This is a genomic window from Sulfurovum iocasae (assembly GCF_047716765.1).
Classification (GTDB): domain Bacteria; phylum Campylobacterota; class Campylobacteria; order Campylobacterales; family Sulfurovaceae; genus Sulfurovum.
This window is the reverse complement of sequence record NZ_CP180410.1, coordinates 1,010,018-1,026,624: the sequence shown is the minus strand read 5'-3', so window position 1 is coordinate 1,026,624 and position 16,607 is coordinate 1,010,018. Positions and strand designations below refer to the sequence as shown.

Annotated in this window: 14 protein-coding genes; 5 read left to right on the top strand and 9 right to left on the bottom strand. The window is 34.7% G+C overall.

Going from position 1 to position 16,607, the window contains the following annotated elements; all coding sequences use genetic code 11:
• Positions 1 to 16 precede the first annotated feature (16 nt).
• Complete coding sequence (locus ACLHDG_RS05025; protein ID WP_415407896.1) at positions 17 to 1,261, top strand: hypothetical protein; 1,245 nt, start codon at positions 17 to 19, stop codon at positions 1,259 to 1,261.
• The gene (locus ACLHDG_RS05020) at positions 1,258 to 5,544 is read left to right on the top strand and encodes a hypothetical protein (RefSeq protein ID WP_415407895.1); all 4,287 of its coding nucleotides are present in this window, start codon (positions 1,258 to 1,260) and stop codon (positions 5,542 to 5,544) included. The genes ACLHDG_RS05025 and ACLHDG_RS05020 overlap by 4 nt, the downstream gene beginning before the upstream one ends.
• 262 nt (positions 5,545 to 5,806) lie before the next feature.
• Here ACLHDG_RS05020 and ACLHDG_RS05015 read toward each other — a convergent pair whose 3' ends face one another.
• The 7 genes from ACLHDG_RS05015 to ACLHDG_RS04985 form a co-directional block, all read right to left on the bottom strand.
• The gene (locus ACLHDG_RS05015) at positions 5,807 to 5,974 is read right to left on the bottom strand and encodes a tetratricopeptide repeat protein (RefSeq protein WP_415407894.1); all 168 of its coding nucleotides are present in this window, start codon (positions 5,972 to 5,974) and stop codon (positions 5,807 to 5,809) included.
• Positions 5,959 to 6,597, bottom strand: a complete 639-nt coding sequence (locus tag ACLHDG_RS05010) for a hypothetical protein (protein ID WP_415407893.1) — start codon at positions 6,595 to 6,597, stop codon at positions 5,959 to 5,961. The genes ACLHDG_RS05015 and ACLHDG_RS05010 overlap by 16 nt, the downstream gene beginning before the upstream one ends.
• 52 nt (positions 6,598 to 6,649) lie before the next feature.
• A complete protein-coding gene (locus ACLHDG_RS05005) occupies positions 6,650 to 8,401 on the bottom strand; it encodes a hypothetical protein (protein ID WP_415407892.1) in 1,752 nt (583 codons plus the stop codon).
• A gap of 217 nt (positions 8,402 to 8,618) precedes the next feature.
• Positions 8,619 to 9,626, bottom strand: coding sequence for a hypothetical protein (locus ACLHDG_RS05000; protein WP_415407891.1), 1,008 nt, complete (start codon positions 9,624 to 9,626; stop codon positions 8,619 to 8,621).
• Positions 9,627 to 9,707: 81 nt separating this feature from the next.
• Positions 9,708 to 10,094, bottom strand: coding sequence for a hypothetical protein (locus ACLHDG_RS04995; protein WP_415407890.1), 387 nt, complete (start codon positions 10,092 to 10,094; stop codon positions 9,708 to 9,710).
• 226 nt (positions 10,095 to 10,320) lie between these two features.
• Positions 10,321 to 11,499: a tyrosine-type recombinase/integrase gene (locus ACLHDG_RS04990; RefSeq protein ID WP_415407889.1), complete on the bottom strand. Its 1,179-nt coding sequence runs from the start codon at positions 11,497 to 11,499 to the stop codon at positions 10,321 to 10,323.
• Between the two features lie 870 nt (positions 11,500 to 12,369).
• The gene (locus ACLHDG_RS04985; RefSeq protein WP_415407888.1) at positions 12,370 to 12,612 is read right to left on the bottom strand and encodes a DUF6868 family protein; all 243 of its coding nucleotides are present in this window, start codon (positions 12,610 to 12,612) and stop codon (positions 12,370 to 12,372) included.
• Between the two features lie 205 nt (positions 12,613 to 12,817).
• Between ACLHDG_RS04985 and ACLHDG_RS04980 the strand changes: the two genes are divergently transcribed.
• On the top strand, positions 12,818 to 13,087 hold the full coding sequence (locus tag ACLHDG_RS04980) for a hypothetical protein (RefSeq protein ID WP_415407887.1): 270 nt from the start codon (positions 12,818 to 12,820) through the stop codon (positions 13,085 to 13,087).
• A 30-nt stretch (positions 13,088 to 13,117) separates the two neighbouring features.
• Positions 13,118 to 13,534 (top strand): hypothetical protein, encoded by a 417-nt coding sequence (locus ACLHDG_RS04975; RefSeq protein WP_415407886.1) that lies wholly within the window; start codon positions 13,118 to 13,120, stop codon positions 13,532 to 13,534.
• Between the two features lie 296 nt (positions 13,535 to 13,830).
• Here ACLHDG_RS04975 and ACLHDG_RS04970 read toward each other — a convergent pair whose 3' ends face one another.
• Positions 13,831 to 14,268: a universal stress protein gene (locus tag ACLHDG_RS04970; RefSeq protein ID WP_415407885.1), complete on the bottom strand. Its 438-nt coding sequence runs from the start codon at positions 14,266 to 14,268 to the stop codon at positions 13,831 to 13,833.
• 453 nt (positions 14,269 to 14,721) lie between these two features.
• Here ACLHDG_RS04970 and ACLHDG_RS04965 point away from each other — a divergent pair, with 453 nt between their 5' ends.
• Positions 14,722 to 15,090 (top strand): hypothetical protein, encoded by a 369-nt coding sequence (locus ACLHDG_RS04965; protein WP_415407884.1) that lies wholly within the window; start codon positions 14,722 to 14,724, stop codon positions 15,088 to 15,090.
• 129 nt (positions 15,091 to 15,219) lie between these two features.
• Here ACLHDG_RS04965 and gdhA read toward each other — a convergent pair whose 3' ends face one another.
• Positions 15,220 to 16,602 carry an NADP-specific glutamate dehydrogenase gene (gene gdhA, locus ACLHDG_RS04960; RefSeq protein WP_415407883.1) on the bottom strand — a complete coding sequence of 461 codons (1,383 nt, stop codon included), beginning with the start codon at positions 16,600 to 16,602 and terminating at the stop codon, positions 15,220 to 15,222.
• Positions 16,603 to 16,607: the final 5 nt, after the last annotated feature.

The following is a 16,607-nucleotide window of genomic DNA, read 5'->3' as shown; positions in this document are numbered from 1 at the left end:
AATAAGGAGTTGTTTCATGTTATATAAAAAAATACTATTCTTTCTATTTTTAATCACACTTGCCCTTAGCAATCCATTAAAAGCATCTATAAAAATAACCAAGCAAATGCTCAAAGGAAAAGTACTACAAACACAAAAATTTGGTACAAACCTTACAGTAAAATTTATTCCCTCCATCACTAAATCTTTTGATGGTGATATAGTTTTTCATTTTAGCACTAATGAAGATGATGACAATGAAGTATTAAGCTATAAGCTTATAGATGGGAAGATTATTTATTATGCTTATGACGGATCCAAACATCGTATGACATTACTTTCGATTGAAAGTGGAACATGGGTAATGCTTGAAGAGGAAGATATAGATGGGGATGATAAACAGTTTGGTTTTGAACAAGCGGTAAAAAAGGTATATTCTGTGAAAAAGTCAGGAGAAGTCCAGACTGTTAAAGAGTCTATGTCTGCTTCTTATGCTAATGTACCATCACATACCTCATCAAATGATATGATCGATCTACTAACTATGCAGATATATGGTAGATTAGATACTCGGATAGCTAGTCGCAAAGAGTATTTGAAGAATATCAATGAATTTCTTCATACTGCTTCAATGCTTCTCATCAAAAAACATAAAATTGATATTCAATTACAGGAGATACGACAACATCAGATGGCAGCCGTAGGTGCACCTCCTGAAGTTACAGGTCTTATGAATGAGCTGGGTTCTATTGAAAACCTTGATGGTCAGACAATTGTAGATCATGATGATAATATACATACCACAATGGCAGAACTTCAACAAGCATTTAGCAAAGCTGGCAAAAAGGCTATGCAGTTTCAAAGAGATAATTATATATCAGAGAAAGAACGAAAAAGTGAGCTTGTCAAACTGGAAGTTCTACTTACTAGATCAGGTTCAACAGAGCAGAAGAATGATATGAAAGAAGCTGAGATCAAGCAAGCAAAAGATGAGTATAGATATTACAAAAAACTTTTGGACACTTCATCTGTCTGGTGTTTAGCAGATAAAAATGCATCACAAAAAAAACCTTTGTTCTACCCAAAAACTTTTGTCATTGAGCTTCTCTATCAAAAATACAAAATAGAATTATTCCGTTCTGGAAAATCTTATGATGCCAAAGAACTTTTTAGAAGAGCTAAAAAAATTGAAGTGAAGTCCCAAAAAATAAAACATCTGTTTAATCGTGATTATCTTTATGTGTTAAGGACAAAACCAGACAGGATAAGGGGAATGCAATGAATTTTAAAATAATATCAGCTATTACAATATGCTTGGCTCTTTTACTCAGTACTTCACAACTGATATTTGCAGAAAGCGATCAAATGCTTAAACAGTTGCGAATAGCCCAGGATAAAGAGTTCCTTGAGCTCAAGAAAAAGTATAATCAGAGTGTTCCACGAAGGTCAAATGGTACCATTGATACCAGCAGCCGGGAGTATAAAGCACTTGCAAGGGAGTATTCCGCAAAACGTACTGATATAATCAGTAAATACATACATCTTGATGCCCCCCGAAAAAGTGAACTGCAGTCTATACTTAATAATAAAAACTATAAAAATAGAATAGTGAATACCGGCAGTGCGCCGGCAAATGTCAATGCAGATATCGATCTAAAAGCAAACGATATTGATGCCGCTAAACGTTTATCAGATCATTGGAATAGGCAAAAAAAGGGACGACCTATTGAATACTACACCATTGATGATCCCAAAACTCCCAAAATAAACCCCCCTAAAAATTGGAAAAATGTAGTAAAGGTTGTTAATCCCAATACAGATACAACCTTATGGACTCCCGAAACTGAGGCTATTAGAAATGCAAAAATAAGAGATCATGATGCCTGGACCACCTCTGGTGGCCTCAAAGGGACAGGTAACCGTGAAATGTCCAGAGATAAAATGGGTTATTACTTGGACAATGAAAAAAAGTTTATCCATGCAGACCAACCGGTCACTGGTACAGCAGGCACACACAATGAAAATTTAAAAACATTGTCCAAAAGTGTCTCCAAGGCAGGAGGTCCCAATGGGGCAAACATAGCCCAAGGTAATAGAAAGTTTTATGAACAGGCAAGAATAATGCAAGAATATGGTGACCCATACGTAGCAGGCATTGTAGATCATGGAGACTCACCCAATGTTCGCAACAGAAAAATTGAAGCTTGGAAACAAACTGCACGAAGTGAGATGAATAAGGCTAGAATAAAGAGCGAGAAGCTTGGTCACGCTGCAGATAAAGCTAGGGCAGAGTTGGCAGAGCAGATGCGTAAACAAGGAAAGAATAGTATTGCAGAAAGAATAGAAAAACATCGCAAGAAGGTAGCAGACTCAAATCGAGCGGCGGCTGCAGAGAATGAGAGGTTAGCAGCCGGTACTAAAAAAACAACCAAAGGTCAAAAGTCATCTCAAGCCAATGGACAGAAGGATAAAAATGCTATTCAAAATAGCGATAAAGGAAATCTTGCAAGCGGTGAAAAAACATCTCTTGGTCAAAAAGTCAGGGATGGGGTAAATCGTTACGGTGAACATATTCTGTTTGCAACGGTCAATTTTGAGATGATTCTTAATTGCAAGGAAAAAGGCACCAGTGCTCGGGATTGTTTAGTGCAACTGATGGTCTCAAATGGATTGGCAGCATCAGTTTCCATAGCTATGCAGCTACTTGCTCAAGGCACAGTTATCGAAGTGGCCATAGTTAAATTAGTAGGGAAAGTATTTATACCTGTTGCCGTAGTAAAAGCGACCTATGATACGGCAAAGATACTTTATAGTGCTCAAGACTATGCCAGTGCAGAATGGAATCGGTATCAGATTGAAGAAAATAGGACTAAATGGACACGAATAAATCTTGAGAGCGGATCGTTGGAGTATCTGATAAAAGCCTTGCACTCAAAAATCACAGCAACACTGGAACCACTTGTGACAGAGATAGCTTCGGGCTGCGACAAGTTACTCCGCTACCAAGCAGGTATCCAAGAGTTTGCTATATCTGCAAAAGTAAAATTTATTAAACTTCCATCTTCTGAAAATGTTGCCGAGTTAAAAAAGCTGGAAGACCGTATCTTTAACCTGATGCTTGAAGAACGCCGTTTCACAAAAGTTCTTGATAAGGCTTCTGCTTCTTTAGGCCAGCTAAAGATCAACTTAAAACAGGCAAGTGATGCTGCACAAAATTGTAGCTCCGAAAATGATGCACAGACTATTGACCTCAAGTATGATGCAGCAAAAATAAATTTAGAAGAAATTGAACAGGTTAAAAAAGAAGCTAAAGCAATAGGAGATAAGGTACAATCTCTTGAAAAAGAAATCCAACAGGCAAAAATCACTTTAAAATCAGCCTTTGCCATGAAAGACTATATCAGTGACATGAACGCCAAGATTCCAGCCTACGAACAGATAGAAAGCAATATCAATAAGGTCAATACTGCAACCAAACAGCTCGAGGATAAAGGAATACGGCTTTCAACAGAAGTGAAAGCGCTACGTTTTGCATTTCCAGATGATCTTGATTCTAAAACAGAAAAGCAGATCCATAAATTAGACGAGCTTATCACAAAACTCCAGAGCAAAGAAAAAGGGTGTGATACAAATTCTTATCAAGACCACTATAACAAATTTGCTGGAGCAGCAGTAACTGCAAAACTGGATGCTGAAAATCGTTTAAGACCAATTGAACCTCTTCTTCTTATTCTATCCCATTTGAAAACCTGGCAGACAGAAAAAAACTGGACAACAATTCAAGCAATACAAAAAGAGGCCAGCCAACTCATACAGATCCATCAGGGTCTTATTCAAAAAGCAGCAGACTGCAGGAAAGCAATTTTGTCAGGAAATGATATCAATTCTTCAGATAATGACAAAGATTCACCTGATGAAGATGAGAAGAAAGATTCAAATCTATCAGAATCAAATGATGATAGTGAACTTAAAGATAAGGAAGATAAAAATGATTCTGTCGATGACAGTTCAGGCGATAGTTCAAATAGTGAGTCTCCAGATGAGTCGGACTCTAAAGAAAAGAAAACTCAAGATACAACTGATGCTTCTCCCGTAGAAACTGACAAATACAGCAATGAGTCCAATGATCCTTCATGGGATACAAATGTAGAAACTGTTACCTATTTTGATCGTGATTTCATACCCCAATCCTGGAAAACATCCGGAAACAGTCAAGAGGTAAGAGTTCACCTCTTTTCACTTGGTTCCCGACTCGGATGGTCTGCCGCCCTTGCCCAGCATTCTGGTTCACCCGCCATCAATCAGATCATAGACCATCTCAGTGGTGCATCTGTTCATGTAAAAGGAGCCTATGATAACTCCTATATGCCCATGAAAACGTACAAAGATTGGCAGCAGATTCAGAGAAAACATCAATACTGGAGTAAACTACTAAAACGAAAACCTAATATGCAAGGAAGGGAGAGACAATTGAAAAGTCTCTCCTGGTCCTTTAGAAGCCATGCCATGGGACTTGCCAGTAGAATTGCCTATCAATCATGGGGTCATGGGCTTGAAAAGCAGGAAAATTGTGACTCCTACTACCTTCGTATCGGATATTACCTGGCCTATGCATCCCAATCTCTAACCTATGCTGTCCAGAGTCAGGCAAAAGGAATGCCAAAGAAATTGGTTAGAAAAATAATAAATGATGGGAAGAATGCTGCTGCAAGTGCTGCGCGATATATGAGAAATTTGAAAAAATTAAGACTCGCCACAGGTTACTGCATTGACCTTAGCACTATTGCAGATCGTGTATTCCAGGGCACACGAGGAGGCAAAACATTGCCAGTTATGGCAAAGGAAGCTCACAAAGGCTGGGAAGATACTCTTAAGGCTTTAGGGGGACTGTCATTGTCATTATCACCCGATAATACAGATATAAAAAATATCGGTCAGTATGTATTTGCCGATATGAAAAAACTTCTTCCCCAAGGAGCGGAAAAAGTTCACCAGGGAACTTATGATGAAGTCAAAAATATATTTGGTTATTTTAAAGAAAATGCGTATAATTTTTCTTATAGTAAGGCTTTTAAAGTTAAAGATAAAAATATTCTTGACTATAATCCAGGATTTTATTTTTATTTAGAATATGAAAAATCTATTATTGAAAAAATAGAGTTGAAGGGATGTGTAGAAAGAGGACATTCACTGTCAGTGCTTAAAAACGAAAAATTTGCAAGGCATGGGGGAAAAGGTGGATATTGCCTGAAAAAATATATTGCTGTCGATGGAGAAGAAACTCTATACCCATATATATTATGGAGGTTCGGACACTGGTCAATATCTATGAGCGGACAAGATAAACCAAATCATCCTGCTACCATGTTTGGTCGAGGAAACGCCTCTCTAAAATACATGTTGAGGGTTCTCGATCATCTTGTACCCCGGTTAAGAAAAGCTGTAGAAATGTATGGTGTCTCAGAAAAAATGAAAGGGGATGAGCCAATTAAACCAAAACTTTCTACAAAAGCCTATCTTGATAGTATCAGCGCAGATAAATATCTTGATGAGATTAATCAATAATAAATAGGCCTCACTTTTCATTAAGTCTACTTTGAAAAGGTTTTCAGCCTAAAATATTTTCATTAAACCAGGTTTTTTATGTTGGGATAAGGCATCAGTTCAACTGTGACTATCTTTATGATCTAAGAACAAAACCTTTTCTAAAATAACTATACTATTTTCCAAGATCAAAAAGATTATTCATATCAAGTATACCAAAATTCTTTGGCTCTTTTCCCCTAATCTATAGAGGTATTTCTTCTTATTTTTTTCAACAACTTATCTAGTGCTTTTTTGCCCCTTTATGTCCCTGTTCTACGGCTTTTTCATACCAATAAGTTGCACGTTTCTCATCTTTAACAACTTCATCGCCATCTTCATACATATCGCCCAATATAAATTGTGCTTCTACATATCCATGTTCTCCCGCTTTGATTAAATTATCAACCATTTTTTTATATCTGATTTAAAATCACCATATCCGTCTTCATAGATCAAAGCAAGCATATAATATGCTTCAGCATTATCCATTAAAACTGCTTTTCGAACATTTTTCAGATATTCATCAAATGATTTTTTAATCTTCTGTTTTGAATAGTTTTTAGCATTTTTCTTCATGTCTTCTGTTGTTTGTTTTGCCTTATCTACATAGAGTTGTGAATCAATAGCACTATCTTTTTTCCCTTCCTTAAAATTACTGTTTTGTGGTAGAAGATGAACATTATGATGATCTTCTTTGCTAACTTCTATTTTATCCTCATATGCAGAAGATATAACTTCTGCATACAACCCAACCATAGGTTTACTCATAATATTGATAGGTTCGGCATAAATGATAGTCTCATCTGTCCCTGTAACCCTCCACTGACCTACTTCCATTTTCTGTCCAAATGATGTTTTGTAATAAAGATTCACTCTACTACCAATTGGAACTTTATTGACTTGCATTATATCTATCTTGACTGCATTAGCATCTACTTCAATCACATTGCCACCAAATTCACTACTTGTCTTTGCATATAGAGAGATAACCACCGCAATGAAAAAAAACTTTAAAATCATAATGATTCTCATACTTTTATCCTCCTTATTATAATAGGTTTACTTTGTTTAAATCAGAACAAACTTACTTGCAATGAAATGTTATGATTGAACTTCTCCCGTGACTACTAGAATAATACCCTTTTGTTTTCTTTAACTTTTCACAAGCCTTAGTTTTAGCCTCCTCTCTATTTCTTCCAATTGCAATTTTCACAGGCTTATTATGTGTTGCTTTATCATAACTTGATTGGCTTGTTAATTTCATTACTGAAGCACTGGGACTTTTATCTTCATAGTATGCAATCCACTGTTGTTCTTTTTTGCCTTCTGGTTGAGTTTTTTTATTATTGTTATACCTATCTATGCACAAGCACCTTTTCACACACTTCAAATGTTGTTGTGCAACCTTATCAGGATCACGACACATACTATGTGCACCATTCGTTTTGTTCTGCAGGACCCAGGCATATTTAGAACATCCATAATAATTACCAGTGAAACCTTCAGGAAGGCACTCATCTTGACTTCTGCGATAATCTTTAATACATTTATTTTCTTTTTCAGACCATTTGGTTCCAGAAACACGACAGATACATTTAGTCTTATCCTTGTTCCACTTCATAGATTCTTTACATAGACAAATAAAACTACTTCCACGATAAATAGTCACTCCACCCCTCTCTTTACAGCTTTTAAAGGGTTTTCTATTCGCTTCTTCCTTGCTAATGCATTCCTTTCTTGATTTACTCAGCATAAAACCGTCTTGACAATAACAGAGAGGTTTCTTTTTTTCATCACTCCATTTCGCTATAGCATTTTTTGGACATTTCTTTTTTTCTAACTGATCCTCTCTCCACTCCTCTTCAGTTTGCTTACAGAGATTATTGTGACCCATACTATATGCAAACTTTTTGTTGTCCTTGCAGAGATCCTTGCAGTCTAGAACCCCATCTCCATCAGAATCAATATCAGGTTTTTTGCAACCACAAACCCCACGTTTCTTTTTATTTGGATTATCTGGACATTGATCATAAATATCTATACCATATTTTTTACAAAGATTAAATAATAATTTGCCAGGACGTTCATCTGTTTTAGCATATTCTCTTTGTATCTGGTCACACATATCACGATAATACTTTTTAACCTGTTCTGAATTCTTTCCTTGACTAATATATTTAGATACCGTCACATCACTTTTACTAGAAAAAACTGAAAATGGATTGCATGAATAATAAGTTTCTGCGAGAGACCCATAATAAGAATTCCCTGGAGTGACAAATAGATCAGCTAAGGAAGTATTATACAGAGATCCGCAAGATCGATTTACTACATTCTGAAGACCAAAATTTTGAGATTGGGCATTTGCTAAATTAAACGCATTTTTTTGTGAAAGACCTTGATTTCTATATTTTCGCAAATAAATACCAAATATGACTGATTTCCAGCTTTGAGCATCACGCTCTCCAAAAGTTGGTCGAGTACCACCTCCATGTCCATAATAAGATATTGATTTGACTCGCTCATCAAGAATTGCACGAGTAATAATCTCATCACTACCATAAGCAACAAAAACCTTATATCCTTGTGACTCATACCATATCCTATCTTGGCTCATTGGAACACTAATTGAAAAATTCTCAAATAATGTTTTTACTGAACTTATTTCTATATCTGGATCCAAAAACATAATAGCCCATTTTTCAGGATTATTTCGCGTGATTGCGTGTGTTGTTGTAATAGTAAAAATAAAAAATATTAATGTGAAAAATATCCTGAATTGATTATTTCTTTTACTGGAGAACAGTATGGTGCTTACCTTTTGATTTCTCCTCATGATAAGTATCTCCTTTTATTTTTTGATGAACTGGTTTTACTTTAATTTATAATGCCTTTTCATAATATCACCACGATAAAAGCAAGTCATTCATAAATAAGCTCCTCGTGAGCGCGTGGAATAGCCAAACAACTAGAAGTAAAGATAAAAAAATAGAATGTTTAAAATAAAAACCACCATTTCCATTTTATCTCCTCATGTTTTTTTAATAAACAAGTTATCTCACTTTAACAGATAAAGCCTTTTTAAGATACAGATGTGAGGCTTTTTCATCATCCATATTTAAATATAAAGTTGAGATACTCTTATATACTTCAACCATTTCAGGACTATTCTCTTTCCCAAGTTCTTGTAACAATTTTTCTGCTTCTTTTAAGTATTTTAGTGATTTTTTATAGTTCCCAGTCAAATCATAAAAATAAGCAGTATCTATAAGTGCCTGATAGATAAAGATACTATTTGCATTCTTATCTGATTTTCTGATATTTAAAGATTCAAGTATCAGCTGTTCTGCTTTGACTTTATCAGACTTATGGTAGAAGATTACTATCGCTAGTCTGGCATAATTTTTTGTCACCTTGGAATCATCTTTTGTATAAATAGCTTTCCTAATCGCTTTTGCTTTTTGATACTGTTTGATGGCATCATCAAATATAAAAGTATGTACTCGTGAAAAATAGGCCAAATCATCTAAGCTTTGTGCAACATCTTCGCTATTTTCACCATATACATTTTCTTTAATTTTAAGAATAGATTTTAAATACTTTTCTGCAAGTGGAGGATGGCAATATTCATATAATTTTGTAATATTTGTAAGTGTTTTGGCAACATCATCGTGAAACGGTGTTTTGTAGTACTGTGTTTTAATAAACTCTACTTCTTCGTAATCTAAAATAAAATTGCAGATTTGATCGGTATCAATATCATAGATCTTTTTTATATCTGATAAAAGTTGATTTTTTAGGATCATAAGTTCAGCAATCTCATCATAGAGTGAAGCAAATTGCATTGTATCTATTTTTTTAGTTTTGGACAGATTTGATTTTTTCTCCTCTATTATTTGATTGATCAGAATAATGGCATCTTTTTGTTTACCCCCTTCGATAAGAGTATTAATGCTTACAGGTATATTATAATGCTTCACACTATTTTCAGCGTAAGAGGAACCCAAAAATACTAAAAGTATACCAAGCATATAGAAGTATTTATATCTCATGTTATACATGATTTTACTCCTTTTAAAAAGATGTCCAACTCTTAAATCTATTCTAACTAAAATAATTTAAAGAATAAACAAATTTAAGTTTCAATGCAGATCAATATCAAAAAACCCATGACGGTCAGGCTTCGCATCTTGACTCATCAGATTTAAAAAAGTTTTATCATTTCCACATTGTTTACCACTCCAGGCAAAACTATGAGGACTTCCTTCTTTTGTGAATGGTCCGGAGTAAACCCATATAAGCTGATACATAGGTTTATCTTTGGCAAGGGTTCTATCATAGCGAAGTACTCCCTCTTTGTAGTAACTTATAAAATCTTTATTGCTGGCGACAGGAAGTATATTGAGAGATATAGGATAGTGACTATTTTGATCATAATAGTGTTCAATCTCTAATTTGACCTGTATAGCTATTTTCTCTCTTTTGCTGTCTTCTTCTGAGTCACGACCGTTATCCAAAAAAAAGAACATTCCTACTATAAATAAAAATATAACTGAAGTAAAAAATAAAAAAAGGTATTTTAAAAATTTCATTATATCCTCTTTTTATATTATATCATATATGGGAATCGAAGAATTAAATCCTCATTAGATTAGTTGTAGATTTTCAGACTCCAACTTAGCGAACATATAATTTGGCATATTTATGATATATTACTAATAGTAAATTATTTAGTTTACGGACCTATATATTACTCTACAGCACATCTACTATACCCTCAATTTCCCCTTTTACATTCAGATATTTTTGCGTTGTAGTTACATTAGTATGATTAAGAAAAAGCATAGCCTGCATAATACCTTTAGCTTTATAGATTTTGGTACCACTAGTTCTTCGCAGTGAATAAAAGGATACTCTATCCATGATAGCTGTAGTTGGTATACCTACATTGAAAAGTTTATCAAATACTTTCTGCCCTTCTCTTCTAATACCGGAATAATGTGCTGGTTTCTGTTTGTCCAAAGCATCCTTTGTTTGTTGAAAAGTTTGTTCTGCATAAAAGAGGGAATCACCATATTTTAAATCATGTTTTTTTATCCATTCCACTATAAGTTTCATTACTATTGCATTAACTGGTTGCTGATAGCTTTTTCCTTTTTTCATTGCCTTTAAATGAATTTTATTTTGATCAAAATCGCAATGCTGTACCATTATATTCCGCACTGCATCCGGGCGTGCCCCTGTATGATATAAAAGTTTGGCAAAGAAAAATAATTTAGATTTCGATTCAAGCTCCAAAGTAAGGTCACCTTTCTCAAATACATCAAACATTCTTTTAAGTTCTATATCACTCAATACTCTTCCAGGTTCCGTATTTTCTTCTAGCTTTTTATTTTCATCTCTATCTACAGGATTATGATCTACCCATTTCTTCTTCACTGCAACATTATAGAGTGCTCTAAGAGAATTAATGGTTTCATTAATGGTTTTTGCAGCATATTCATCTTTGATAAGTTTATTTTGCAACATTTTGATATCTTCAAGACCAATTTTTGATGCTATTTTATTCCCTAATATGGGTATTGTCCGTTTATTAAATCTTTTTCTATCATCTTCATTCCATTTTGCATCTCTTTGATCAAAATATAACTCAGCTACTTGAGCCAAAGTCAATCTTTTTTGACTAGCAGCTCTTTTTATAGCCATTTCTTTTCTATTTAATCTTTTTTTAGCTTTTACAATATCTGATTTTAGATTATTGAGTTGAATTAATGCTTCATCTTTATCAAGACTATCAAGCTTTTTCTTTACAGCTTCACCAAACTCATCTCTATAACTTAGATAAAGAGCTCGAGTCTCCTTGTCTGTAGACTTTGGGTTATAATATTCCGTTATGCCATTATACTTTTTTGCTTTAATTTTTCTAAAAGCCATATTAACCCTTTTTTATAAATAACTCCTATGAAAAGTTTCCACAAAAAGTTTCCACAATTGTACCTAAATTTGTGGAAAACTGCATATTTCTGCTAAAATTGAAAATTATTACAATAGCAAGTAATGGCTGTATAGACGATACTTGAGAAGGTTTGAAGAGGTTTGATTATATATCATGTCTCAGGTTCGAGTCCCCGCGGACCCACCACTACTTAAAACCAAACAACATCCCACACAAACGGTATTTGATAGACTCTTTAAGGTTTAGATTTACACGCTTAATACACAAATAATACACACCACATGCAAAATTAGCATTTTAGACAACATTTTATAGTTACAGTATGTGTAGTTTATTTGTTACATTCACAATGAAAGCACGTGTTAATAATAGGTACATGATGGTTATCAATAGGTATATGTAGACTTTTGTCTGTATTATTTTTAGCTTCATGTTTAATATTGCTATCTTGACACCCTGATAATATAACAAGTGATATACTTGCAAATAGAAGTTCTTTCATTTATTTTCCTTATCGTAAGTATATCGATAAATAACTTTTAATTATCTTCTATTATTCAATGGAATGATACTCTTGTTGGTTCTTCTAGTAAAGGGTGGATAGCAGTAAAAATAGAGTTAAAGAGCTTAGTTCATAGTGTTTACATACCGTTAGTATAGATTATGTACAATACTTTCATAGCAATCAAGATCATATAAAACTAATTAAACTTTAACTCCTATTAGAGATATTTCCCTTTTATCCTTGATTGCTGAAACCAGGTATGATAGTTTACTCCCTTTCTATCATGCTTGGTTATTTATCAAAACTTCCCACATATCATCATATTATAAGTTTCAGTAGTCACTTATTTGATTATTAATATTGCAACCCAAGGGACAAAGTTGAAAAATGTTATTAAAAACTTATAACTTGCTAAGTACATATGAATAGATTTGGAAACTGTTTCTTCATCTAAGCCAAACATCATTTTATGAATCTTATACATAACATCACGGAACACTAATACTGCGATAGCAGTTAAAGTGTATATCCCAAAATTTATTATCATACACCAGAATAAGAATTCTTGTAATATTTCAATATTCATTTTAATCTCCTAAAAACATAGGTTAGTTAGAACTGTGTAAATATCCAATAATTACTAAATTGTATCATAAATCTAAAACTTTATGGGGTTGTCCCACGAAGAAGTGGCATGTCTCCATTTTTTAATTTTACTTAAGGATTACAGGTATATAATTAAGAGGAATGGTAGATAAAATATCTATCTATATACAAAAGGAGATGATACAATGAAGGCAACTATATCTGTGAAGGGGAATGAATACATTCTTGAGATAGGGGATACACAAGTGGTCCTTGGAGGGCAAGGAGGTCTCTCTGATGAAAATATCAAAGAGATGCTTAAGATGATGAAGAATAGAGGAGCAAATCAAGTGACAATGAGGTCACAAGGAGGTCTCTCTCCTGAAAATATCAAAGAGATGCTTGAGCTTATGAAGAGGAGTAGCAATCCACCAATAGAGGTGATATTTACGCTTGAAGGCATGAGTGATTCTTAGTAGTGCAATGAAAATAATAAGGACTTAAAAATGTCAATAGCAAAATATATACTATTTGCAGTAGCATTGTTTCTCCTATGGGTGACAGAACCTTTATGGAGGACAGCTGATACTACGCCATCAACTATAGATGTTCTCGTCGAAGAACAGCAAACAGAGCGAAGTAAGCTAATTGCTGCTGAAGCTAAAAAGAAAAAAGACTTAGAAGCAAAATTTGGTAAAAAGCCAGCTGGTAGGTACAAGACTGGTGTACCTCCTGCAGTACAAGAATATTGGGACAAAACACTTAAATACCCTGCTTCACTTGAAGAGGAAAGGTGTGGTCCTATTCATGCTGGTAATAATGGCTGGGTAACGGTATGTAGATATAGAGTAAAAAGTAGCTCTGGCGGTTTGGAGTTGAGGCAAGATACTTATATTATTAAAAACGGCGTAGTGGTTAAATGAAAACTCTATGACTTGCGGGGAAGAAAAAAGTAATTAAAGGGAAAATATAGCAACCAATGACAGGGGAATGAGTATATTAAGGACTCAAAAGGCTTTGATTGCTACGTGGATATTCAACCTAATCTTGTTTAACGGTTACTTTTAATGAATCTTATCTTGTTATTTTTATCTTTGGACATAGCTACACCGTAATCGATATTATTAATATCCAAAAACATTTGAGCAACATTAGATTTTATTACCAAATTGACATTCTACTCTTACTTTAATTCAATGGTGTAAAAGGTGCCAGCAAACTAATTTTCAGCTGCAGGAATAATCATTACGGGAATATCCGAATGATGCAGCACTCCCTTGCTGGTACTACCAAGAATCAGATGAGTCAGCGCACCTTTTTTATGTGAACCCATTACAATGATATCTGCTGCGTGACGTTTGGCTTGATTGAGAATAGTTTTGACTGTCTCACCCTGTATTAAAAGCGCGGTTGTTTTCAGCCCTGATTCCTCAAACTGACTTGCATATAACTGCAACTGGCGATGCTCTTTATGAAACTCTTCTGCATGAACATCGCGCATCACTTCTGTATCTACCTTGCTGCCGACAAACTCCGGTTCAGGCTCAGCAACGTGCAGTAGCCAGACTTCTGCATCTGCAGCTTTTGCAAATTTAATTGCTTCATTAACAACATTAGAAGATATTTCCGATAAATCAACAACAACCTGTATTTTCATTTTTTTCTCTTTATCTTTTTAGAATATTTTTGCCCAGAAACTGTAGTATCAACCCACATTTTCAATCATCTCTACTATTCAAATATCATCATACCATAATAGTGGATTTTCTATGTACTCAACTTTCGCACATAAAGGCATTTTTACTTACGGTGTTAAATATCTCTTTCTGCTGTTGCATATCCCATCTTTACACCAACTGTACACAATTATCATCTTTTCAATTCTAGTCTGATTCCAATACGAGCAGCAAAGTAAAGTACATCTCAAAGAGGGATTAATAGTAACCTCATATGGAACAAGGCAGCGTATCACGTATTGTACAAAAAGAATTATTTATCATTTTGCAAGGTATTACATGTAATCATATGTTTTTGGGTAACGAGGCATATTTAGAGAAAAAGGATTTTCAAAATAACCTTATTTAGATATACTTTAATTAGAGGAGAAAATATGGGGAAAATATCATACGATCATATTCAAGAGATTCTTGACAGTTTTAGCGATAAAAATAAAGCATTGGAAACAGTAAAAAATTTGTTAGTATCGAATGGATACACTGAACATCATGATGAAGAGAGACTTTTATTTATTAATTCTTCAGACAGCCATACGCATACAATAGATATAGACTTAAAAAAGTATGCTGAGGAAAATAATACACAAAAAAATGGCAATACTACCAAAGTAATAGATGATAAACTAATACAAAAAGATATGAATGATACTGCAGATATAATACTAAAATATCACGAAATGCTAGAGAAGAATATTATCACACAGGAAGTATTTGATAGCATTAAAAAAGATTTTCTTAGTTAAAATAGATAATGCATTATTAGTAACATCACTACCTACTGAACCAAAGAGTAGATAATGTACACTGTACAAAAATAATCCTTCCAGATCAGTATGTACAGAGTCTTGTATTAAAAGTATTCTATTTCAGGATCATACACCTTCTGCGATCATTGCATCTGCAACTCTTTTAAATCCGGCAATGTTAGCTCCGTCAACATAATTTCCTGCCACACCAAACTCTTTTGCCGTTGAGGAAACATTTTCACAAATATCTTCCATTGTTGCTTTGAGTTTTAAATCAACTTCTTCAAATGTCCATTTCTGCATTGCAGCATTTTGACTCATTTCAAAACCACTTACGGCAACACCACCGGCATTGGCTGCTTTTGCCGGTGCAAGGCAGATATCACTTTTTAACATGATATGTACTGCATCTGTTGTAGATGGCATATTTGCCCCTTCTGTAACACTGACACAACCATTTTTTACCAGGTTCTTAGCATCTACTGCAGTCAACTCATTTTGCGTAGCACACGGGAAGGCTGCATAACATGGGATATTCCATACTGCATGACCACCTTTAGGGTATTCAGAGACCGGTGTATAGCTTGCTTCAGGATGCGCTTTGATATACTCTTCCAAAGAAGCACGACGCTCAAACTTCAACTCTTTAAGCAATGGAAGATCAACACCTCTTGCATCATAGATCATCCCTTTGGAATCTGTACATGTGACAGTAACAGCACCAAGTGCTTGAAGTTTTTCTATGGCATGAAGGGCTACATTTCCAGAGCCACTGACTGTACACACTTTACCTTCTAACGTCTCTTTACCTTCTAACTCCAGCATTTTACGTGTAAAATAAATCACACCGTAGCCTGTTGCTTCAGGTCGCATCAGTGAACCACCAAAGAAAGCCGGTTTTCCTGTAAGGACACCCTCAAAGGCTGTTGTCATTCTCTTGTACTGACCAAACAGATACCCAATTTCACGTCCACCTACACCAATGTCTCCCGCAGGTACATCGATACGTGGTCCAATATGTTTATAGAGCTCTTTCATAAAGGCAGAGCAGAACTTCATCACTTCAAAGTCACTTTTACCTTTAGGGTCAAAATCACTGCCGCCTTTGGCACCACCTAAAGGCAGACCTGTCAAAGCATTTTTCAAGATCTGTTCAAATCCTAAGAATTTTAAAATACCTTCATTGACAGAGGGATGGAAACGAAGACCGCCTTTGTAGGGTCCCAGTGCATTGTTGAACTGCACTCTGTAACCGGTATTGACCTGCACTTCATTCTTATCATCCAACCAAACTACTTTAAACTTAATAACCCTGTCTGGAGTGATCAGTCTTCTGATAATAGCATTTTTTGCACTTTTATTATACATTTCATCTGACTTAAAAAGAGGAAAAATGGAAAGAAGCACCTCTTCCATCGCTTGAAAAAATACATCATCTTCTGCACAATTCTCATTCTTAAGTTTTGCGATCTCTGCTTTTGCATCTACAATGCTGTTTACTCTTTTCATATACT